General features: G+C 62.2%; 23 protein-coding genes. 2 read left to right on the top strand and 21 right to left on the bottom strand.

Annotated features, from left to right (window positions below; all coding sequences use genetic code 11):
- Positions 1–3: 3 nt before the first annotated feature.
- From GY769_08685 to GY769_08785, 21 genes are all read right to left on the bottom strand, one after another.
- Entirely contained in the window at positions 4–1158 is a 1155-nt protein-coding gene (locus GY769_08685) for a radical SAM protein (GenBank protein ID MCP4201995.1), read from the bottom strand.
- Complete coding sequence (locus tag GY769_08690) at positions 1145–2344, bottom strand: lipoate--protein ligase family protein (GenBank protein ID MCP4201996.1); 1200 nt, start codon at positions 2342–2344, stop codon at positions 1145–1147. Before GY769_08690 ends, GY769_08685 begins: the two co-directional genes overlap by 14 nt.
- Entirely contained in the window at positions 2341–3492 is a 1152-nt protein-coding gene (locus GY769_08695) for a hypothetical protein (GenBank protein MCP4201997.1), read from the bottom strand. The genes GY769_08690 and GY769_08695 overlap by 4 nt, the downstream gene beginning before the upstream one ends.
- A gap of 2 nt (positions 3493–3494) precedes the next feature.
- Positions 3495–4415 carry a radical SAM protein gene (locus tag GY769_08700; GenBank protein ID MCP4201998.1) on the bottom strand — a complete coding sequence of 307 codons (921 nt, stop codon included), beginning with the start codon at positions 4413–4415 and terminating at the stop codon, positions 3495–3497.
- A gap of 83 nt (positions 4416–4498) precedes the next feature.
- Positions 4499–4960 carry a hypothetical protein gene (locus GY769_08705; GenBank protein ID MCP4201999.1) on the bottom strand — a complete coding sequence of 154 codons (462 nt, stop codon included), beginning with the start codon at positions 4958–4960 and terminating at the stop codon, positions 4499–4501.
- A 16-nt stretch (positions 4961–4976) separates the two neighbouring features.
- Entirely contained in the window at positions 4977–6005 is a 1029-nt protein-coding gene (locus GY769_08710; protein MCP4202000.1) for a lipoate--protein ligase family protein, read from the bottom strand.
- Complete coding sequence (locus tag GY769_08715; protein MCP4202001.1) at positions 6002–6487, bottom strand: MarR family transcriptional regulator; 486 nt, start codon at positions 6485–6487, stop codon at positions 6002–6004. The genes GY769_08710 and GY769_08715 overlap by 4 nt, the downstream gene beginning before the upstream one ends.
- Before the next feature lie 64 nt (positions 6488–6551).
- The gene (locus GY769_08720) at positions 6552–8597 is read right to left on the bottom strand and encodes a (Fe-S)-binding protein (protein ID MCP4202002.1); all 2046 of its coding nucleotides are present in this window, start codon (positions 8595–8597) and stop codon (positions 6552–6554) included.
- Between the two features lie 13 nt (positions 8598–8610).
- The gene (locus tag GY769_08725; protein ID MCP4202003.1) at positions 8611–9576 is read right to left on the bottom strand and encodes an electron transfer flavoprotein subunit alpha/FixB family protein; all 966 of its coding nucleotides are present in this window, start codon (positions 9574–9576) and stop codon (positions 8611–8613) included.
- On the bottom strand, positions 9576–10319 hold the full coding sequence (locus GY769_08730; protein ID MCP4202004.1) for an electron transfer flavoprotein subunit beta/FixA family protein: 744 nt from the start codon (positions 10317–10319) through the stop codon (positions 9576–9578). The genes GY769_08725 and GY769_08730 overlap by 1 nt, the downstream gene beginning before the upstream one ends.
- Positions 10320–10417: 98 nt before the next feature.
- Entirely contained in the window at positions 10418–11740 is a 1323-nt protein-coding gene (locus GY769_08735) for a (Fe-S)-binding protein (protein ID MCP4202005.1), read from the bottom strand.
- Positions 11737–12516 carry a hypothetical protein gene (locus GY769_08740; GenBank protein ID MCP4202006.1) on the bottom strand — a complete coding sequence of 260 codons (780 nt, stop codon included), beginning with the start codon at positions 12514–12516 and terminating at the stop codon, positions 11737–11739. Before GY769_08740 ends, GY769_08735 begins: the two co-directional genes overlap by 4 nt.
- 21 nt (positions 12517–12537) lie before the next feature.
- On the bottom strand, positions 12538–13608 hold the full coding sequence (locus GY769_08745) for a CoB--CoM heterodisulfide reductase iron-sulfur subunit A family protein (GenBank protein ID MCP4202007.1): 1071 nt from the start codon (positions 13606–13608) through the stop codon (positions 12538–12540).
- The gene (locus tag GY769_08750; protein ID MCP4202008.1) at positions 13608–14816 is read right to left on the bottom strand and encodes a heterodisulfide reductase subunit B; all 1209 of its coding nucleotides are present in this window, start codon (positions 14814–14816) and stop codon (positions 13608–13610) included. The genes GY769_08745 and GY769_08750 overlap by 1 nt, the downstream gene beginning before the upstream one ends.
- A 9-nt stretch (positions 14817–14825) precedes the next feature.
- Entirely contained in the window at positions 14826–15548 is a 723-nt protein-coding gene (locus GY769_08755; protein ID MCP4202009.1) for a heterodisulfide reductase subunit C, read from the bottom strand.
- Positions 15549–15573: 25 nt separating this feature from the next.
- Positions 15574–15876: a hypothetical protein gene (locus tag GY769_08760; GenBank protein MCP4202010.1), complete on the bottom strand. Its 303-nt coding sequence runs from the start codon at positions 15874–15876 to the stop codon at positions 15574–15576.
- A gap of 45 nt (positions 15877–15921) precedes the next feature.
- Entirely contained in the window at positions 15922–16377 is a 456-nt protein-coding gene (locus GY769_08765; protein MCP4202011.1) for a glycine cleavage system protein H, read from the bottom strand.
- Between the two features lie 12 nt (positions 16378–16389).
- Complete coding sequence (locus tag GY769_08770) at positions 16390–16764, bottom strand: sulfur reduction protein DsrE (protein ID MCP4202012.1); 375 nt, start codon at positions 16762–16764, stop codon at positions 16390–16392.
- A 9-nt stretch (positions 16765–16773) separates the two neighbouring features.
- Positions 16774–17538, bottom strand: a complete 765-nt coding sequence (locus GY769_08775; GenBank protein MCP4202013.1) for a hypothetical protein — start codon at positions 17536–17538, stop codon at positions 16774–16776.
- Between the two features lie 8 nt (positions 17539–17546).
- A complete protein-coding gene (locus GY769_08780; GenBank protein MCP4202014.1) occupies positions 17547–18065 on the bottom strand; it encodes a peroxiredoxin family protein in 519 nt (172 codons plus the stop codon).
- A gap of 18 nt (positions 18066–18083) precedes the next feature.
- Positions 18084–18395, bottom strand: a complete 312-nt coding sequence (locus GY769_08785) for a sulfurtransferase TusA family protein (protein ID MCP4202015.1) — start codon at positions 18393–18395, stop codon at positions 18084–18086.
- Between the two features lie 239 nt (positions 18396–18634).
- Between GY769_08785 and GY769_08790 the strand changes: the two genes are divergently transcribed.
- Together GY769_08790 and GY769_08795 are read left to right on the top strand one after the other, a co-directional pair.
- Positions 18635–18985 carry a winged helix-turn-helix transcriptional regulator gene (locus GY769_08790; protein MCP4202016.1) on the top strand — a complete coding sequence of 117 codons (351 nt, stop codon included), beginning with the start codon at positions 18635–18637 and terminating at the stop codon, positions 18983–18985.
- A gap of 366 nt (positions 18986–19351) precedes the next feature.
- On the top strand, positions 19352–19886 hold a 535-nt coding region (locus GY769_08795), incomplete at its 3' end, for a hypothetical protein (protein ID MCP4202017.1).

Consider the following 19886-nt stretch of genomic DNA (forward strand, 5'->3'; position numbering starts at 1 on the left):
ACTCTAAGCTAGAACGCTGTCAGGCCGACCGGCTGCTGGCGGTGCACAGAGCTCGGGCGGTCGCGCAGGTCCCGGGCCGGGTCGAAGAATCGACTCGAGATCAAGTTCTTTGCGGATAGGTGTTCGGTCGATGTCTGCCGGTTGCCAGGGATAGTCGCGCGGAGCCTCTCCCGGACGCCAACTTCCCATCGGGCGAGTGCAGCCGGGTTCGCCGCCGGATCCGGGGCAGCCGTTGGTCATGAAGGCGAAGCCCTCTTCGATCGCGGCGTCGACAAGCCCCGCCGGGGTATGGATTGCTTCGAGCATGCCTTGACCGTCGAATCTGAAGGCCCGAGGATCGAGGCCACGCTCCTCGAGTAGGAACTTCGCGAGCTGAATTCGGCGCCAGCGGCGCACTGGGCTCTTGACGTGATCCGCCATCCTCGAGTCCGGCTCGGGGTTGAAGCAGAAGAGATACGAGAAGATCTGGCGATCGAGGAGGCGTTCGAAGATCTCCATGAGATCCCGGTCGCTTTCGCCGAGGCCGACAAGTGTGTGGCAGTTGACCTTCCAGGGGCCGTAAATGTCACGAGCGGCAAACACGATGTCCCAGTAGTTGTCCCAGTCCAGGCTCCCCTTCGGAACATCGCTTCGAATCGACCGAAACAGCTCTTCGGTGACCGCGTCCATGCCAATACCGATCATGTCGGCGCCGGCTCCTTTCAGATCGTGAAGTCGCTCGCGGTTGAGAGTGGGTGGCGCCACCAGGATGGAAAGTGGCGTTTCGAGCCGAGAACGAATGCGCTTGGTGATATCGAGAGTGTCCCGATAGGCGTGACCGTGGGTCACCATTGAAATGCACAGCCGAGTCAGCCGGTCTCGATATCTCGCCATGCGATCGACCAACTCGTCGGTCTCGACCAGTGGCCACTTCACGCGGATGAACGACTTGTCTTCGTAGGCTCCACTGCGTGATCTGGCGAGACCACAGTAGCCGCAATCCGACTGGCACCCTTGCGGGTAGTTCAAAAGCAAGTTGATACCTCCGAAGTCGAAGGCGCGCATGAACTGGCCGGACTTGAATCGCAGAGCCAGGGCGCTGGCGTAGCTGATTCGGACGTGGTCCGGACTCGTTCGCTGCTCAGGCCGAGAGGCTTCGCCGATCTCAACCAGCGTCATGAGGTCTCCTCTCCTTTGCCGCGCTGCCGTCGGCTGGCGACGCCGTGACTTCCGCCTCCGGGAAATAGCAGGATCCTGTCGGGCGCACGGGGTGGGATCTCCGATTCAGCCGAACTCCCCGGGAGACGGCTCTCCAGATCGCGGCTGCCACCTCCCCGGGGGGGGCGCCCAGGTCGGTCATGTGAAGGCACTGGTGGACGGCTTCTGTGATGGCTGAGCGCTCTGCGCGACACCATTTGAGTGCGCTCTCGAGTCGCGCTACCCCGGCCGGCAGGACATTGAAGTCGCCGGTCAGGAGCACGCTCTTGAGGGCCCCGCCGTGGATGCCGACATGCACTCTCAGTAGCCCCTGGGGGGTCTTGAGGGTCGAGGTGGCTTGTACATCGCGCCTGAGGCTGCGCCGGTGAATCCAACTTCTGCTCGCGTAGCGCTCGGTCAGCTCTCGGTAGCGCCGGGCCTCGTCAGCGTTGAAACGGTCAGGACTCAATTTGACCCCGAATGCGCGGGCGATGCCGTCGGCCATTTGCTCTCGCACGTCCTGCGCCTGCAATCGGTGCCCCAGTTCGCGCGAAACGGTCGTCAATCGCTCTGCCACACTCGCCACCGCCTTGTCCGAGAGCTTGGCCCCGGGGATCTTGAGCACCTTCAACATGGTCTCGATGTCCAGATCGACGAGTAAGCTGGAGTGAAACAGCACGGCCCCGCGGGAATCGAAATAAACGCCAAGACCGGCAATCTTGCGGCCGCCAACTTCGAGATCGTTCTTGGAGCGGAAGCTCGCGATGATGCCGAGGCCGGCCAAGCCCGCAACAAGGCCAGCGGCGTAGCGGCGCAGCGTCTCGCGAGGATTCTCCTCAGGGGATGCACACGCGGCGATCGCCACTCCGAGCTGCCCGGGGCCCATGATGATTGCCCCCCCTCCCGTGGGACGACGTCCGATCTCGATGTCGTGAGCCGCGCACTGCGCCAGATCCACTTCCTCTTCCAGGTGCTGGTAGCGGCCGACCAGGGCACAGTGCTCGCGGTAGGTATAGAGGCGCAAAGCCCCGGTCCCACAGGCGCTCATCCGCGCGCTAGTATCTCGGCCGTAATTGAGCATCATCGCCTCGTCGAAGGCGAGTCCGGGCGCGGCTCCCACGGCGTCGGCGGTCAAGTAACGCCAGCTCTTGGAGTCGCGAGTCTTCACGTTGTCGTCAGGCTCCCGCCGGCCGCCGGTGATTCGGCGAGGCGGCCGCCGTTCGCGAGCGCCGAAGGCCAGCCCGGATCGAGAAAGCTGGGGACTCGCCGATGAATCTCGGGCAGCAGTTCGATGCCCTCTTCGTAGTCCACGATCCGGTTGATCAGGTAGAACATGTACATGACGGTGAGCCAACAGGTGAACTCCCGCTTGCTTCCCAGGTGTTTGCGCAGATTGATCATCACCCAGGAGAAGCGTTCCCAGACGTCGAAACAGTTGGAACAGTCGCGGTCCACGCCGGTGCAACAGCGGCGAGTCGAGTTGAGATCGGCATTGTAGGCGCGGAAGTGGGAGTTGTACGGATTGCCGTTGGCGAGTCGCCACCGGTTGACCTCGTTGTCGGCGCTGACGCTGGTACAGACTTCCCATCCCCACTGCTGACCGTAGAGCTCTCCCGCGGTGACGACGCCGCTGAGATATGAGGTGATCAGGATTCGTTCGGGGTAGCGTGCGATCGCGTTCTCGATCTCGCGCTGGGCGTCGCCGAAGTCCGCTTCAACCGCACAGTCGGCAGTCACTTCGCCGTAGAAGTTGAACAGCACCCGGTTGCCGTTCTCGACGCAGCGCGTTACGACCTCCGGAATCTCGTGTGCGCCGGCCGGAGTCACGGTGTAGTAGAAGAACGCTCGGGGGTCGTCGCGATAGTTGTCGAGCGCGGCCCGGAAGACGTCGAGCTTGCCTCCACCACGCAGCCTTCGGTCTGTCTGTGCGTTCCCCCACACGGAAACGCCGATCGGCATGTTCTCGAATCCGTCGACAGGAATCTTGCGCAGACCGTTTGTGGCCACATTCATCCAAAAGTTGTCGTAGATCTTGCGGAGGCGGTTGAGCATCAGACTCGGCTCGCCCCCGACTACCGTAACGAAATTGGTCCCGCGCGCTGTCTCCCCTTCGATGAAGGCGTCGAACAGGCGTTCATCCTGGGGCGCCCGGAAGCCGTCCATGCCCTCCTCGAAGAAGTAGCAGCCGTCGCATCTGATGTTGCAGGCATGCGTGAGGTCGACGGAGATCGACCTCAGGGGCCCCGCTCGTCGCACTTCCCGCCACAGGCGACGAAGGAACGGGTCCCGCAAGTACTCAGATAGCCGGTCTTTCATCTTTAGTTCGTCCAGGTCAGCGAGCAGCAATACTCGTAGTACTCCGGCTCGAGGCCCGAGCGTTCGGCGTAGTCGATGATGCCGTCGGCGGGGTAGGCGATGCCGTTGAGCCCATGGTCGATCGCGGCCTTGTCGAGAGTGGCCTTGGTCGCGCCCATAGGCCGACCGCAGCCGAGGTTGATGTGTGTCTCGGGCATGGCGCTCCGGGCCAGGGCGAAGAACTCGATCACGTCCTCGATCGGCGGTGGTTCGAGACTTGCCATGGGAGTTCCCACGAGCGGTGTCAGGACAACCAGGATCAGGGTTGAGACCGGATAGCGGAGAATCATTTCGAGCGCTCTCTGCTCACCGAGGAAACGGCCGTAGTGCAGGCCGAGAACAATGTGGGGAATGATGCGGAGGTTTTTCTCCGCCAGGAGCGCGAGTGACCGTTCGAACTCCTCAGCAGCGAGGTCCAGATGATAGACCTCGCGTATGGTCTCGTCCGCACCGATAACGTCGAGCATGACCCCGTCGACGCTTGCGTCGGCCAGGCCTCGGGCGAGGGACGGATGCACGACCCCGGAGTGGACGATGACTCTCATGCCGAGTTCGTCCCTGATGCGCTTCATGTTCTCGAGGTGGGGCTCGAGAGGCACCTCGCCCGTGCGTGTCGAGCCGCCGGAGACCAGGATTCCGTCGGTACCACAGCCTTGCAGGCGCTTCGCTGTCTCGAACAGATCTCGATCGTTGCTGACGGTGACCATGCCTTCGAGAACTTTGGTCTTGCAGTGATCGCATTGCAGGGCACAAGCCGTGCCGGTGATACTGACCGGCAGGAAGCGATTGGCCTTCTCGGGAGTCCATTCCCTGGTTTGCCAGCGCTTGAGCCCGGGAGCGTAGAACTGGGCCTTGACGCCGAAGTACTCTCGCCGCAGCCGCATGCCCTCGCTTTGGGTCACGGGCGGATCAATATCCAGCGCGGCCAACCCCGGGTCGCTGCCGAGTGCCATGGAATCTCCGCAGCTCATTCGGCGACCATTCCCTTGTTCTTGAAATCCGCTATTTCTTGCTCGAGCCAGGAGCGGATCTTGGTCGGGTCGCTCAGCAGAAGAGCCTCCTCGGCGGCGAGGTTCTGCGGCTCGATTTCCATCAGCCAGGCGTCGAGAGGGCTGGAGTTCACCAAGGAAGGGTCGGCGGACACTTCATGGTTGTGTGCCCGGATGATGCCTGAAACCGGCGAGATCAGAGGTCCGACGAACTTCGCCGCTTCCAGGTTTCCGAAGGCATCGCCGCGGTTCACGTGAGTACCGACCGGCTCCATCGAAATGGCTACGATGTCGCCCGACGTTTCGGCTCCGAGTGGATCGAAGCCGACGCGACGGGTGGTCTCTTTCCCGGTGCTACTGACCCAGAGATGGGTCTCGGGGTCGTAGTGTCGGCCGATGGGCAGTTCGTAGGGTCCGACTGTGATTGTCGCTGACGTCAAAGACTGCCTCCTGTTTCTATCGAAGAGCCGCTCCCGCTTCGAGCAGCTCGAGAACACGGTCTCCCTGATGCCCGAACGGCGCGAGTCGCCGCGCGAGGTCGGCGATCGGGCAACCCGCCAGCCGGCGTTCGATTTCTTTCCCGGCGCCGTTTAGCTGAGGGTTCGTGACGCAGAGGCGTTCGACCTTACCGTCGCGAAAAGAGGCCTGGACCTCCAGCTCGTCCCGGGTCGCGACATAGCACCAGATGTCCGCCGAGATCTTGACCTGGCGGCCGGGGCGCGATTCCGTCGCCGAATCCGGGCCTTCGAGCCAGTCCTGACTCTCGAAGCGCCTCTCCCAGCACTCGACGGCTGCGATCTCACGGGAGCTCAGCTCGCCTGCTTCGGCCGTCAAGCCGAGGCCGTGCGAGTAGGCGTCGATCAGCGCCGTTCGCGCGTCACGCATCGTCAGCCGCTCCAATCCCTCGGCAGCAAACGAGGTGACGTGTTTCTCCATCAGCCGCAGGCATTCCCGTCTCATCGACTCCGTAGGCAAGGCGAGAACTTCGGCCATGCGCCGATGGCGGAACTCGAAGATGGCGTTACCGACAACCGTCACGCCGTTCGCAATGCGGCCGGCGCCGGTTCCCGAGAGACGCCGGTCTTCGATTGCGATGTCATTGAGCCCTCGAATCCGGGCGTTCAACCCCAGAGTGCGAAAGGCCTCCACCGCGGGCGCGAGAAGTCGCTCATACAGGCGATCGACTCTTCGTGGCGCCTGCGCAGCCGGCAAGGTGATCTGGAAAAAGAGCTGGTCGGAATCGATGTAGACGGGGCCGCCTCCGATCTGGCGCCGAATCACCGGAAGACTGAGTCGCTGACACGTTGCGAGATCGATCTCGTCCAGAGGCCGATGGTATCCGAGGCCGACGTACGGCGAGCCGGGTTGGCACAGCGATAGCGTCGGGGCGGTCTGGGGAGTCATGGTCTGGGCAATTCCGTGCCATAGGGCCTGGGAGCGAAGGGCGTTCACCCGGCCGGCGTCGACGACTCTGAGACCGGTCACGAAGAACCTCCGATGCGACCTCGGTGGGGCTCTCCGCCACCGAGACCGTCTTTCAACTCGATTCCAGCCTGCTGAGCGGTGTCGTTCACGAAGGCCGTCAAGCCCTCTGTCAACTCGGTTCCGCGCACATGATCGTTGACCATCTCGCGCACCGCCAGGCCGGTTTGCACCATGTCGTTGATTCGCTCGGAGACCGCCACCCGGCTGAGTCGAGTCTCGCGCATCAGGTCCGCGATGCCGACCGGATCGATCCGATCGAGCTTGGTCAGGATTCGGAAATTGACCGGATCGCCGGCCACTCGAAACGCTCGCAGCAGAAGCTCAGAGGCATGCTCAGCCAGCTCTTGCCTTTCTTTCTGTTCGGCCAGCCAGCCGACGAATTCCTGAGCGGTCTCGAGACGATCCTGGCGGTCGAGCGCGAGGAGCAGCGTACGCAGCCGAGCCACGAGGCCGTGCTGGACCGAATCCGCCGGATCCTTCATCTGTGCGCGGCACCAGTGGCATCGAGAGCCGGGCGCAGTTCTTTCTCTGGGTCGGTCACGGCGGTCAGGCGGCAGCCTCCGACTCTGAGGCGTTCTCGCCTTCGATCGCGCGGGTCAGCAGATCCACGATGTCCACCACCTCGATTATCCCTTCATTGCCTGAGGTTTTGACCGCATCTCGATACATGGTTAGATCTTTTGGGCACGAAACGACGAAGTACTCGATGTTGCCGAGTGCAAGAGCTTCGCGGATACGGTTCTCGCTCGGACGTTCAGCGACGTCCTCGTGGTCTTTCATCCAGATCCGGCCGCCGCCGGCGCCGCAGCAGAACGAGTTCTCGCGGTTGCGCGGCATCTCGACGAGGTCTACGCCGCTGGCCCGGATGACGTCACGAGGCGCGTCGAATCCGCGGTTGTAGCGTCCGAGGTAGCACGGATCATGGTAGGTCGCTCGACCGCCGAGCTTCGCTTTGATCGGCAGTCGGCCGGCTGCGAGGAGCTCGACGAGAAGGGTCGAGTAGTGTACGACCTCATACCGGCTGGCACCGGCGTAGGGACCGTACTCGTTCTTGAGGGCGTTGAACGTATGCGGATCGGTGGTGAAGATCTTGTCGAACTCACACTCGGCGAGAAGCTTGGCGTTCTGCTCCGCAAGCGCATCGAACAGGCCTTCCTCGCCGACCCTGCGAATGTCGTTCCCGGCCGAGTGCTCGCCTTCGTAGAGGATGCCGAAGTCGACCTCGGCTTCATGGAGGACGTTCGCCACCGCCATGCTGACCTCCTGCGACTGGGGATCGAACGAAGCGAAATCGCCGACGAACCAGAGGTACTCGACGGCCTGTTTGCGAGCGTCGGGAATCTTGAAGTCGAGCTTCCTGGACCAGCGGGCGCGTTTGCGTGCCGAATCACCGAACGAGTTGCCCTTTTCGTCCAGGTTTCTCAGAACCTCGGCGACCTCGTCGGCCATCTTGCCCTCGAACACCATACCGCGGCGCATCTCGATCAAGTCCATCATCGGTTCGTTGCCTACCGGGCAGACTTCGACACACGCGTAGCAGCTGGTGCAAGACCAGACTGCGTCTTGAGTGATGGCAAATTCGAGGAGCTTGGGCGCGTCGCCGTTGGCGGACGCCAACTGGGCTGCGTGCTCGTTGGCGTAGTAGCGCTTGTTGATCTCGAGCGCCGCCGGCGACAGCGGCGTTCCGGATGCGTGTGCCGGGCAGGCGTCCTGGCAGCGGTTGCACATGATGCAGGCGTAGCTGTCGAGGAGCTGGGTCCAAGGGAGATCGGTGAGGGCCTCGGCGCCGGGCTGGGAGGAGTTCAAGACGCCCGCGAGCTCGCCTCGCGGCGTCCGTTTGGCGAGCGCCAGGTTGACCGGAGCGACCATGAGATGAAGGTGCTTCGAGCGCGGGAAATACGGCAGGAAAAGCACGATCAGGCCCATCGCCATCCACCAGCAGATGTGGATGGCGATCTCGAGCGCGTCCGCCGAGAATCCCCTGAAGGGAATCGACACCAGGCTCGCCGTCGGCAGCCAGGCGTCGCCGTGGCCTCGCTCGGCGAGGTGGAGCGCGGTACCGACCCAGCGCGAGCCGACGTGAAGGAGGATGAAAGCACCCACGATCAAAGAGTCGGTTCGGACGCCGCCCGTGGTGACCTTGGGGTGGAGCTTGACCGATGCGTTGAATGTGAGTGATTTGGGCTTCTGAACGAAGCGCCGCAAGAGCAGCATCAGCATGCCGGTCAAGACCAGCACGCTGAAGAGATCCGAGAAGAGATTAAACGCACTCGCGATCGGTCCGGCGCCGATTGTCGACCAGTCCTCGACAAAGGCCTCCAAGATGTCGTTGATGTTGACCAGGAGATAGAAGCTGAAGCCGAAGAAGATGAAGGCGTGGAAGAGACTCACCCAGGGGCGCGCCTTGAACACCGGCTTCTGCAGTCCGACGTCGATGAGCGCCCGGATGAAACGGCCGATGAGATTATCCGAGCGGTCGGCCGGCCCGCCGCGGCGAACGATCCGGACAATGTTCCGAAAACCTGTGAAAGCCAGTGCGCCGCAAACCAGAACCAGCAAGACGAAAGCGATGCGCTCAGGAGTCGTCAGCATCTCGAACCGGGGCTCACCCCTTGCGCTCCTGCAGCGCCTCGGTCAACTCCTCGCAGACGTCGAAGAGATCCGCCGCCATGCCGTAGTGGGCAACATTGAAGATCGGTGCATGCTTGTCGCTGTTGACGGCGACAATCGTTGCCGAGCTCTTCATGCCCTCGATGTGCTCGGGCGCTCCGGAGATACCGAGGGCAAGGTAGAGCTTGGGCGAGACCTTGAGTCCGGACTTGCCCACTTGGCGGGTCTTGGGCAACCAGCCCGCGTCGATCAGGGGCCGTGATCCCGCGACCGCGGCGTCAAGCTCTTCGGCGAGATCTTCGGCTACCTCGATGTCGTCCTTGCTGCCGATTCCGCGACCCACCGCAACCAGGATCTCCTGGGCCGTGATATCGACGTCACCGGCCTCGGGCTCGATCAACTGCTTGAAGCGGATCTTGCCGGGGGTGACCGGCGCCGGCAGGCTCTCGGTAGCCGGGGTGCCTTGAGCACGGCCGGCGTCCGCGGACGCGGCTCCCGAGAGCATGCTGACCACGCACGGACCGGTGCCGAGGTCGGTAGTGACGTTGATCTTGCCGCCGTAGCATTGGCTGGTGGCCGTGATCGTGTCGCCCATCTCGACGTCGAGGCAGAAGGTCGCGTGCGGCAAATCGCGTTTGACCGCCAGGGTGCTCGCCAGATCCATGCCCATCGAGGTGTAGCCGACCATCACCAACCGAGGTGATTTGGCTTCTACGACAGCGCCGAGCGCGGCGTTGTAGGTTTCAGGATTGAAATCGCCCAGCCCGTCTCCTGCCACCGTGACCACTGCGTCGGCCGCACCGAGCTCGTCGACCATGCCGGCGTCGGCACCGATGAGCGCCACGATTGCGCTGCCGCCCCCGGCCTGAGCAAGGTCTTTCGCCTTGCCCAGCATCTCGAACGTGATGTCAGAGAGCTTTCCGCCGAGATGCTCGGCGACTACCAGGATATCGTTCGCCATTAGAGTACCCCTTTCGATTCCAGGACCTTCACGAGCTCTTCGACGTCGCCCAACATCTGCGCGCCGTCGCCGGTTTCGGGGGGAGTCATCTGGACTACGGTGACCGTCGAGCCGTCGCTTCCCTTTACTGAAACCGTCTCGATCGTTGCACTCTCCTGGATCTGCCGAACCTTGGAGACCGGGGCGTAGCGCGGAGCCTGCCGCGAAGCCTGGATGCCGATCACGGCGGGTGTTTCGACCTCGAACTCGGCGACCACGCCACCCGAGTATTCCTTGTGAATTGAGATGCCACCGTTCGCGGCCGCCACCTGCGTAACGACCTCGACGCAAGGTTCGGCAAGCATGGCCGCCACCATCGGCCCGAGCTGGCCGTCGAGGTCTTCGGCCGATTGAACACCGGTCAGGACCAGGTCGTGAGCGAGGGACGAGACCACCTGGGAAAAGACCCTGGCCAGGCCACGATTCCCCGGCGCCTCGCCGGCACCCTCGATCTTCATCGCCTTGTCGGCGCCCTTGGCCAGGGCCGTGAACAGCATCTTGTCGACGTCTTCACCGGCAAGAGCGACGACGGTCAGCTCTCCGCCCGTTGCCTCCTTGAGCAGCAGTGCCTCCTCGAGCGCGTAGTCGTCGAACTCGTTGAGGGTGAACTTGCGGAACTCGGCATCGAGCGCCTTGCCGCTCGCGTCCACCTCGAGGTCCTCCACGAGATCGGGTAGGCGTTTCAATAGAACAACCAGCTTCATCAGGTGCTTTCTCCTTGGTTGACGCTAGTGGCCATCGCGCAGAGGGCTTCCAACGCAGGCCGCTTCGGTTTTCCAAACCTGGATCAATGTGTGGAGCGTTACTCCATGCATTGGTCGAGAATTTCTATGATGTCCAGCACTTCCAGTTTGCCATCGTTGTCGGTCGACTTGACCGCGTCTTCGAAGCGCGAGACCTCGTAGGGGCAACAGACCGCGAGCACCTCGGCGCCGACCTGGACGGCCTCTTTGACCCGGTTTTCCGACAGTCTCTCGATCTGGTGCTCGCCGGCGAAGCCGTCGAGCCACATGCCGCCGCCACCGCCGCCGCAGCAGTAGCCCTGCTGCTTGCAGCGGTACATCTCGCTGAACTCGAGCCCCGGAACCGCCTGGAGCAGTCGGCGAGGTGCGTCGTACTCACCGTTGTGGCGCCCCAGATAGCAGGGGTCGTGGAAGGTGACCTTTTTTTCGAATGGTCGGGTCAACAAGGGCGTCAGCTTGTCCAGATTTTGAGCCAGGAACTGGCTGTAGTGCTCGACCGGGAACTCGCTACCCCCGTTCAACGTCGGATACTCGTTCTTGATCGCGTTGTAGGCGTGGGGTCCACTGGCTACGATTTTGCCGAATTCGTATTTTTCGAACTGTTCGATGTTGTGCCGGGCAACGTCTTCGAACAGTCCCGGTTCGCCCGCGAGGCGCTGGGAATCGCCGTCGCAGCGCTCGTCGACGCCGAGGATGCCGAAATCAACGTCCAGTCGCGAAAAGACACGGGCCATGGCCTGCGCGGCGTCGACGCCGCGATCGTGGTAGGCGTAGTAATCGCCGACGAACCAGAGTACGTCGACTGGTTGGGTGTCCTTAGGCAGGATACGAACTTCGACTCCCGCGCCCCGGGTCCATTTGACTCTCTTACGCGCCGATTGACCCATCGGGTTGCCGTACTCGGAGACGTTCTGAAACATCTCGACCAGCTCGTCGGGCGCATTGCCGTCGAGGACGGCTACCGCCCTTGCCGCGGGCATGATCTGAACCATGTCGACTTCCTTCGGGCAGACCCGCACACAGTTCTGGCAGCTCGTGCAGAGCCACATGTCCTGGTGGTTGAAGAGGTCGACGCCGGTCTGGAGCCGCCGGAAGATCTTGCGCGGGCCGTAGTCGCCGCCGGCGTTGTCGACCGGACAGGCTGGAATGCACTGGGCGCACTGATAACACCAACCCATCGACTCGGCGCCGTGGATGGCTGTCAACTTGTCCATGTAGGTCAAGTCGTAGCTCATGATCTCGCGGGCGTCGAACATCTTGTTCCACGAACCGGAGATGTCGACGCCTTCCAGAACGACACCGTCCTTTTGGACGAAGGCCTCTGATCTCTTGCGTGCGGCCGGCGCGGTCAGCGGTACAAAGCGCGATTTGGTTTCGGTCATGTGTGCGCGGGCTCTCCTGTCACTTGGGTCTTTTCATGATGGACACCCAGCACGCGCTCGACGAGCTCGGGCAGCTCCGGCAGGATGCGATTGAACTCTTGAGAGAGTTTGACTCTGAAGACCGTGTACATGTAGACGGCGTAAACACAGGCAAGGAAGACGTCGGTGCCGAGATAGCCGCGGCCGGAACGGGAATAGCCGGCGGCGTGTCCTTTCGCGTCGATCAACTCCAGAGCCTGTCCGACCTTGACGTAGGTCTCGCCGTTGGTGGCGCCGCCCAGATTCACGCCGTCTTGGCTGACCAGCGCAAGTGCGCCGTTCTCTGCCGACGGGTTCCAGATCCAGTGCGCCCAGAGCCAGTACCGGTCGGGTCTCGTGAAATGCAGTATCTCGCTCGCGAGTGCGATCTTCATAGCCGGTTCGACGCCGCCGATTGAAGCGACAAAGCTCTCGAAGCGTGCCGCCAGGTCGCCGTCGCCGTAGAGGAGGGTCTCGACCTCCTTGCGCAGGTGATCAAACGAGTTGGCGCGCAGGAGTCGCTTGGCTTTGCGCCGCAGCGAGAAAATCGTTCCGACCATCTCACGGAACCCCTCCTCCTCGAGCGAGAAGATCCGATCCTCGGCCAGGTGGTTCCGGAAAAGGTCACATTTGTGCTCGAGCTTCAGACCAATGTCCTCGAGCTCGGTGGTCGAAGCCAGCTTGGTGGCCTCCTTCATGAACTCGAGTGCCGCCTCGGCGTCGACGGTCTGCTCGACCTTTACAGCGTCAAAAAGCACGTTTCCTCAGGCGGCTCGCTCTCAGACCGATTTGGATGCTGCCAGGGTGTGTTTGCGCAGGAACCCGGCGGCCTTCATCACCGCGGCTCCCGCCATGGAAATCGAATCTTCGAGATCGGCGGGTCCGGTGGATGCGCCGGCGGCAAAGCAGCCGGGCCTGGCCGTTGTCACCGTGTTGAGGGCGCCGCCGACGGTTTCGATGAAGCCGTGGGACTCGAGCGGCATCTGGAAGATCTCAGCCGTCTCGGTGGTGCCCTCACTGGGCTCCATGCCCACCGAGAGAATGACGACGTCCATGGGCACCTCGACGGGACGCCCCATCGTCGTGTCCTCGCCCTTGATCACCACCTGATCACCGCGCTTGGTGATTTCGGTGACGATGCCGCGAATGAAGTTGACCTTGTGGTCTTCCTGAGCCTTCCAGTAGATCTCGTCCTCCCAGAAGCCGTACATTCGCATGTCGATGTAAAAAACGAACACTTGGCAGTCCGGGACCATCTCGCGGATCTCGATGGCCTCTTTGCAGGCGATGCCGCAACAGACCTTGGAGCACCAGAAGTTGCCGATTTGTCGATCACGGCTGCCGACACACTGGATGAAGCAGACGCGCTTGGGCTTGTCGCCGGTTGAGGGCTGGACGAAGTTCTCTGCTTTGAGCATGCGCTCGCAGTCGACCAGGGTGATGACGTCGTCATACTCGTAGTAGCCATACATCTGAGTCTCGCGCCCGGGATCGAAGTGCTGAAAGCCGGTACAGACGATCACCGATCCGACCGTGATCTGCTCTTCGCCCTTGGGGCCGGCGAGCGTCACCGTGATCTCCGGGGCGTCGCCCGCGGCCGCTGTCACCGTGGTCTCGGAGCGAACCTCGACGAGCGGATCTTCGATGATCGCGTCGATCATTCGCTTCATGGCTCGTTCGGCGTTCTCCATATCCGGGGTAATCGCCGCGTAGTCGGCCAGAATCGGGTTTCCGCCCAGAACCGGAGCCTTCTCGACCAGCAGGGTCTTGTAGCCGAGGTCCGCTGCGCCACGGGCGGCCTCCAGGCCGGCCGGTCCCGCGCCAATCACCAGAATTGGGTTGTGTTCCATTAACAATCCTCCCAGGACATGTATTCGATTTCTCCGGATTTGACCTTGGCCGCGATCTCTTCGAACTCGGTCCAAGCAGCCTCGTGGTCGATTCCCATCTTCTCCATCAGGGGGCGGTTGTCGACGCCGTGCCAGTGGAGTTGGCAGATCTTGTAGGGGTGGGCGCCCATCGCGAGCGCTGCGAATTGGGCGTCTGACATGACCGGGATACCGACGTTGCGGCCGTGGGCCTTGGCGGCGAACTGGCTCTTGTCGAGGGTGGTGACGCAGCCGGTGTCGTGGGTGAGAGTGACGTCGGGGTTGGCCTCTTCCTTCATTCGCTCGATCTTGCGGATCGTGGCGAACGACCGCGAGAAGTCACGGCTCACGAGAATGTGGCGGAAGCCGAAGCCGCAGCAGTCGTGCCAGGTGGAGTAGTCGGCCAGGTTCGCTCCAAGAGCCTTGACCAGGCTGCTTACGACCGCAGTGCGCTGGCCGTCGTAAAGCTCCTTGTCGTAGACCGCGTCCTCGACCACCAGCTTGTGGTAGTGGCAGGCGGGGTGCACCGTGACCGTGATGTCACTGAAGTCGAGTGTCTGATGCTCGGCGATGGCGTCGCGCATCACATGGACCCACTCGGAGTAGTGAACGATCTCTTCCGGGAAGACCATTGGCTTGCCGAGCTTGTCCATCACCCGCTTCGTCTGATCGCGCAGCTTCGGGTGATGGATCAATTCCTCACGAACCTCCTTGTAGTGACCGTAGCTCGTGCCGCAGTGAATGATCGGGTAGTAGCCGTCCTCGTAGGCCTGAGCGAAGTTGCGTAGCGCGACCGCCGCCTGAGCGGCTGGATTCGAGGTCGAGGATGCATAGTAGTTCCAGGCAGTGCACGAGGTCTGGTCTCTCGGATCTTCATAGGTGTAGCCGAGCTCTCTGAGCAGCCAGAAGATAGACGTCGAGTAGCCCGGAATGTGCCCGCACTGGCCGCACGACTTATGGTGCCAGGTCATGTCGCGGGGCACCTTCTTCTTGCGGCCGTACTTGGTTTCGATCTCGACCGCATCCTGCTCTTCGGCGATGCGATGGACGACCAGCTCGCCCTTCTCCTCGAGCTCGAAGAGCTGATCCCGGTAGTAGTGTTCGGGCTTCTTGCCCTTGCGATCGAAGACGCGGTCCTTGGCCTTGGGGGGCACCCCCCCGAGCTGGTTGTTGAGAATCGTTAACGGCATGGGGTCTCCTCAGTCCTCAATCACCGACTCGATGTCGTCGATGTCGTAGCCGTGTTCTTCGAGGAGCTCTTCCATGACCTCTTCGAGGATCATGAAGAGCCCCTCGTCGATCTGCTCGATCATCTCCAGATTGCCGGTCAGCTTCCAGATCAGGTAAAGCTCCATCCGGGTCTTTTCACTAACGTCCCAGGCCAGCTCGGTCGTGTGCATGGTCTCGGGCGGGATGGAGCGGCGCCAGACGTCCAGATTCTCCGAAACCCGGACCACGTCCGGGCCCCAGTCCGGAAAGAAGTCCGGCTGCAGCATGTCGGGAGCCACCTGGGTGCCGGTCGACATGATCTTGTAGATGATCCGGCTGTAGGCCTGGAGGGCGTCTTTGGCCGATTGCATGCCGTTGTTGACCGCGACCTCGCGAATGATGGTGATGATGCCGCCGGGATTGTTCTGGCGCGGGCAGCGCGTGCACGAGAAGCACTGCGAGCAGTCCCACACCGAGTCGTTCAGCAGTTCGTAGAAGGTATGCACGTCCTCGCGCGCCATGACCTGCGCGAAGACGCGCGGACTAAAGTCGTAGAAGCGCGCCGAGGGGCAGGCCGCCGTGCAAATGCCGCACTCGTAGCAGCCGTAGAGCTGTGTCTCCCAGCGCATGTCGGCGGCGACCTGATCGAAGAGTTTCTTCTTCTCCTCGTAGGAAACGTCCTGGTATTTCGAGTCGGCGTAGATCGGTTCCATGGGGGTTTCCTTTGGCGGTTTTCCTCTAGGTTGCCGCCGTAGTCTCGCCTGCGGTTTCGGCAGCAGCGGCGACAGCGGCCTTCAGGTCTACGACAGCGGGCGTGCCTAGCCAGCGTTCGAGCTCTTCGTCGCCTCGCGACAGGATGAGCGCCGGGATGATCGTCACTTTGGCTCGTCGAGCCTCGGCGAGACCGTCCTTCTCGGCCAGCGTGACCGTTCTGAGCTCGAGGTCGGACCGATCTTCGGTGAAGGCCCATGCTTCGCGCACTGCCTCGGGACAACCCGAGCACGCCGGGTGGGTAAAGACGGTGAGCAGCAGGCTACTCAAGTGGCTAGTCCTTGAGTTCGCTGTGGGAAGTGGGATCCGCTCACTTCAGCCTTCGAAGCCCTCGCAGTGGATACACTCCTCGACCTCGTGTTCGGCCATGTAGGCCTTGAAGCCTTCGATCGCCGCGTCACCGCTCACCAGGCCGGCCTCTTCGGTCGTCTCCGGTTTCACCTGGATGATCCAGCCTTCCGTGTAGGGACTTCGGTTGAGGATGGTCGCGTCTTTGGCCACGGCTTCGTTGACCGCAACGACCTCGCATGTGAATGGTGACTTCACCGGCCCGACCCACTTGCCGCTTTCGACCGTGGCCAGGCTCTTGCCCTGTTTGACCGTTCGACCGGCCCTCTTGGCCCGGCAGTGCAGCATGGCCCCGGCCATGGATTGGGCGACATCGGTCATGCCGAGGTGGAAGGTGCCATCGCCGTTGTCGCGCAGCCAGACGTTGTAATCGACGTGGTAGAGGAGATCGTCCGGCAGCAGACAGTTCTGAATTTCACCCATTACATTCCTCCGCTAGTAGCAGAGCACAAGATCGGCATCCAGGGCCTGATCGACCATGTAGGCGGCACCGACGACGCCGTCGCATTCCTCGATCAGGTCCTCGGGGGTCATGTCGTGCAGCTGCAGCGCCGCCGAACAGACTTTCATCTCGACCCCGGCCTCTTTGGCATCGCGAATGAAGTCGATGATTTGCTTGCCGCCCTCTTTAGCCGTCAGGCCTGCGGCGACGCCTTTCTTCATCAGCAGGACACCGTCGATCTGAAAGATCATCTCGGCTTCGTTGTCCATCACCGCGGCCATGTTGGCCATGTAAAAGGGCGTTGCGCACCGCTGTGGTGCCTCGGGCCCGGTGGTAACGAAAACGAGAACGCTCCCTTCGTCGTCCATTCCTTCTCCTTAGCAGACGAGTTGATCAGCTCGGCGGCTCGTGGCTCCGGCTGCGAGTTCGAGGTCGAGTGCCAGACGCTCGTCCCAGTCATAGATGGCATCCATTTCGGCCGGCGTCGGCATCGACGGCACGAGCTCGACTTCGTAGGTGTCCTCAACGGCTTCGACGAGTGCTTCGGCCACCGTCGAAAAATCGGGACGGCCGGCCAGCTCCGCGGCGAGCGAGCTCACGGTGTGGTCGTCTGCCGTTACGCGGCGACCGATCAGAACCGAGTCGTGCTCGGGCGGCTCTGGATCAAGTGCGAGGCTCGCCGCCAGGCACATTGACTCCCCGAGGGGCCCCGATTGGCTCCGACCGACCTGACGCAGCGGACCGCCCGGCTCCCCGGTCAGGATCTCGCCCGACAGGCCGAGCGTCGAGGGCAGCCCGAGGGCGCGACAGGTTTCCGCCAGCGGCTCGGGCGTCGGTGGCTGGAGCTCGTCGATTCGTCTCCGGGGCATGAGGAAGTCGAAGAGCAGCCGGTTAGGGCCGACGAATTCTGCGCCGCCGCCGAGGCGTCGACAGAGCACCGGAATCCTGTCCTCGAGACAGGATTCGAGGTCGACTTCGTCGGCCGGGTCGCGATCGACTCCGATTGAAACCAGGCTCGAGGCCGGTCTCAACAAGACCCCGACCGGGCTATCGTCCTGACCCATCGCCGCGGCGATCGCATGGTAGATGCTCTGGGAGCGGACCGCGCTGACTTCTCCCATATCGAGCAGTCGCGCGCGCATCCCGGCTCCTAGATGAAGAGTGTGATGTCGGCGTCGGCGGCGAACTCGAGAAAAGTGGCTGCGCCACCGAGTTCGGTGCCTTCTATGAAGTCTTCCTGCGCGAAGCCGAAGACATCCATGGTCATCTGACAGCCGATCAGTCGAACGTCCGACTCGACGCAGGCCTCACGCAACTCCTCGATGGTGGCAACACCCTTCTTCTTGAAGGTCTTTTTCATCATCGAGGTGGCGAAACTCTCGAAACCGGGAACGACGCCGGAAATGACGTTCGGAATCGGCCAGGAGAAGCTCTGGAAGCCCTCGGAGCCGAACGGCATTTTCATCGGCATTGCCGGATTCGAGTGCGGCGCGACCTTGGCCTTGAGGTCCTTCATCAGGAGGGGCAGCCCGTAGAAAGTGAAAAACACGGCGACCTCCATGTCGAGCGCGGCCCCGGTCGAAGCCAGGATGAATGGCGGGTAGGCCCAGTCCAGAGTCCCTTTGGACGCGATCAGGGCCATGCGTTTGGTTCCCCCGTTGTCGCTCATCGTTGCCTCCTTGTTTGTTTACTTGGAGCGGCGAATCCAGAAGGTGTACTCGCCGTCACCTTCGGCCTGCTGCACGGTCTCGTGTCCGGTTCGGCGGCTGAAGGCCGCTACGTCGGGAATCGACCCGGGATCGGTGGAGACCATCTTGAGGACCTGGCCCAACTCGATGCTGCCGATCGCCTTCTTGGTCTTGAGAATCGGCAGCGGACAGTTCATGCCGCGGCAGTCGAGCTCGAGGGCGGGCGTTGGATCCCCTGCCGCTTTCTGCTCTTCGGCCGGCTCGTTTTCAGTCTCGACTGTGGTCGGCTGGGTTTCAACGGTATCGCTCATTGAACCTCCTGCGAGTCGGAATGGAGTCGGATCTGCAGCGGTGCCGCCACCACCGCATTCTGTTTTCAGAGCATCTTCTCAAAAGTGCCCATTACCTTATGCGATTGTTGGAATAGAATCAAGCGAGAAAAGAAGGAACGAGAACTGTCGGCCTGGGCAAGTTTGGAGATCGATCGCCACTACTTCTATACTTGTTTTCAGCGGTACTCTGAAAACCGCTCAGCTCACCGACCGCAGCCATGCAAGAGATTACGGATCAGTTGCTCGAGAAGATTGCGGAGCGGTTTCGCGCCATGTCGAATCCGGTGCGTCTCAAGATTCTGCATGAGCTCGAAGAAGGAGAGCTCTCGGTATCCGCGATCCTCGAACGGATCGGCGGCAGCCAGGCGAACGCTTCGAAACATCTTGCCGTGTTGCGCGGAGTAGGCCTCGTGGCGCCACGGCGGGAAGGCCCGAGCGTCTACTACCGGATCAGCGATCCGGCGGTGTTTACGATTTGCGAGGCTGTGTGTGACTCGTTGCTCAAGCGGGCCAGCGACGAGGTCGAGACGATCGAGCAGGGCCGCGAGATTCTGGCCGTCCGCGGATAGCACCGCTGGCCTCTCGAGGCCTGGTCATAGCCTCGAATCAGCGACACTCGGTCGGTCGAGCATCCCCGCCCGCCGCACGATTCCGACCCGCCTTGACGGGTAGGGTGCCCTGGCCTATTCTCAATCGGCATATACGCAATTAGTGATCAAGGAGGCCTGTTGGTTCCACCCGAGAGCTCGAGTCCGGCCAGAGACGCCACCCGTTCGAACGGTCTTAGCGCCGTCTCGATGGTTGTTTTCTCCCACCCCGATAGAGATGGTGCCCGGCTGGGGCACTAGGCAATAGTCGTTTCGTGAACAGACCTTTCCGGCAGCTCGCCGTTATTTGGAACACAGTTCATTAGAGCCAAGAGGAGACCTCAAATCATGACGACCAAATCAACACAAGGTCGGGTTGCACGAGTGGCCACGATCACCGCCACCCTGATTGCCCTGGTGGCGATGCTCGCGCCCGCCGCTTTCGCGACCAACGGCTATTTGATTCACGGCATCGGTACGCGCGCCAAGGCGCTGGCCGGCGCGGGGGTCGCCCTGCCGCAGGATGCTCTGGCGGCTGGTACCAACCCGGCAGGCATCGCCTGGATCGGTAAGCGCTACGACGCGGGCATCGCCTTTTTCAATCCCAATCGTGAGTACACGATCACCGGGAATCCCTCGGGCTTCCCGGGAACCTTCGGGCTGGCGCCCGGAACCGTCGAGAGCGGGTCGGAGATGTTCTTCGTGCCCAATTTCGGCGGCAACTGGAAGCGGAGCCCCCATGGCTCGTTCGGCCTGTCGGTGTACGGCCAGGGCGGCATGAACACCGACTATCCAGCGCCGACCTTCGGCGTTTCGCCGACCGGCGTCAACCTGTCGCAGCTGTTCATCGTCCCGACCTATGCCACCAAGTTCGGCAGTGAAG

It is taken from the genome of bacterium (assembly GCA_024224155.1).
GTDB lineage: Bacteria > Acidobacteriota > Thermoanaerobaculia > Multivoradales > JAHEKO01 > CALZIK01.

Bases quoted from the DNA above. Each gene is read 5' to 3' on its own strand.
- GY769_08685 (MCP4201995.1), bottom strand. From the start codon at position 1,158: ATGACGCTGGTTGAGATCGGCGAAGCCTCTCGGCCTGAGCAGCGAACG.
- GY769_08715 (MCP4202001.1), bottom strand. From the start codon at position 6,487: ATGAAGGATCCGGCGGATTCGGTCCAGCACGGCCTCGTGGCTCGGCTG.
- GY769_08765 (MCP4202011.1), bottom strand. From the start codon at position 16,377: ATGGGTGAAATTCAGAACTGTCTGCTGCCGGACGATCTCCTCTACCAC.
- GY769_08785 (MCP4202015.1), bottom strand. From the start codon at position 18,395: ATGAGCGATACCGTTGAAACCCAGCCGACCACAGTCGAGACTGAAAAC.
- GY769_08775 (MCP4202013.1), bottom strand. From the start codon at position 17,538: ATGCGCGCGCGACTGCTCGATATGGGAGAAGTCAGCGCGGTCCGCTCC.
- GY769_08735 (MCP4202005.1), bottom strand. From the start codon at position 11,740: ATGACCGAAACCAAATCGCGCTTTGTACCGCTGACCGCGCCGGCCGCA.
- GY769_08695 (MCP4201997.1), bottom strand. From the start codon at position 3,492: ATGAAAGACCGGCTATCTGAGTACTTGCGGGACCCGTTCCTTCGTCGC.
- GY769_08780 (MCP4202014.1), bottom strand. From the start codon at position 18,065: ATGAGCGACAACGGGGGAACCAAACGCATGGCCCTGATCGCGTCCAAA.
- GY769_08790 (MCP4202016.1), top strand. From the start codon at position 18,635: ATGCAAGAGATTACGGATCAGTTGCTCGAGAAGATTGCGGAGCGGTTT.
- GY769_08755 (MCP4202009.1), bottom strand. From the start codon at position 15,548: ATGGAACCGATCTACGCCGACTCGAAATACCAGGACGTTTCCTACGAG.
- GY769_08725 (MCP4202003.1), bottom strand. From the start codon at position 9,576: ATGGCGAACGATATCCTGGTAGTCGCCGAGCATCTCGGCGGAAAGCTC.
- GY769_08750 (MCP4202008.1), bottom strand. From the start codon at position 14,816: ATGCCGTTAACGATTCTCAACAACCAGCTCGGGGGGGTGCCCCCCAAG.
- GY769_08770 (MCP4202012.1), bottom strand. From the start codon at position 16,764: ATGGACGACGAAGGGAGCGTTCTCGTTTTCGTTACCACCGGGCCCGAG.
- GY769_08720 (MCP4202002.1), bottom strand. From the start codon at position 8,597: ATGCTGACGACTCCTGAGCGCATCGCTTTCGTCTTGCTGGTTCTGGTT.
- GY769_08745 (MCP4202007.1), bottom strand. From the start codon at position 13,608: ATGGAACACAACCCAATTCTGGTGATTGGCGCGGGACCGGCCGGCCTG.
- GY769_08700 (MCP4201998.1), bottom strand. From the start codon at position 4,415: ATGCGGCTGCGGCGAGAGTACTTCGGCGTCAAGGCCCAGTTCTACGCT.
- GY769_08730 (MCP4202004.1), bottom strand. From the start codon at position 10,319: ATGAAGCTGGTTGTTCTATTGAAACGCCTACCCGATCTCGTGGAGGAC.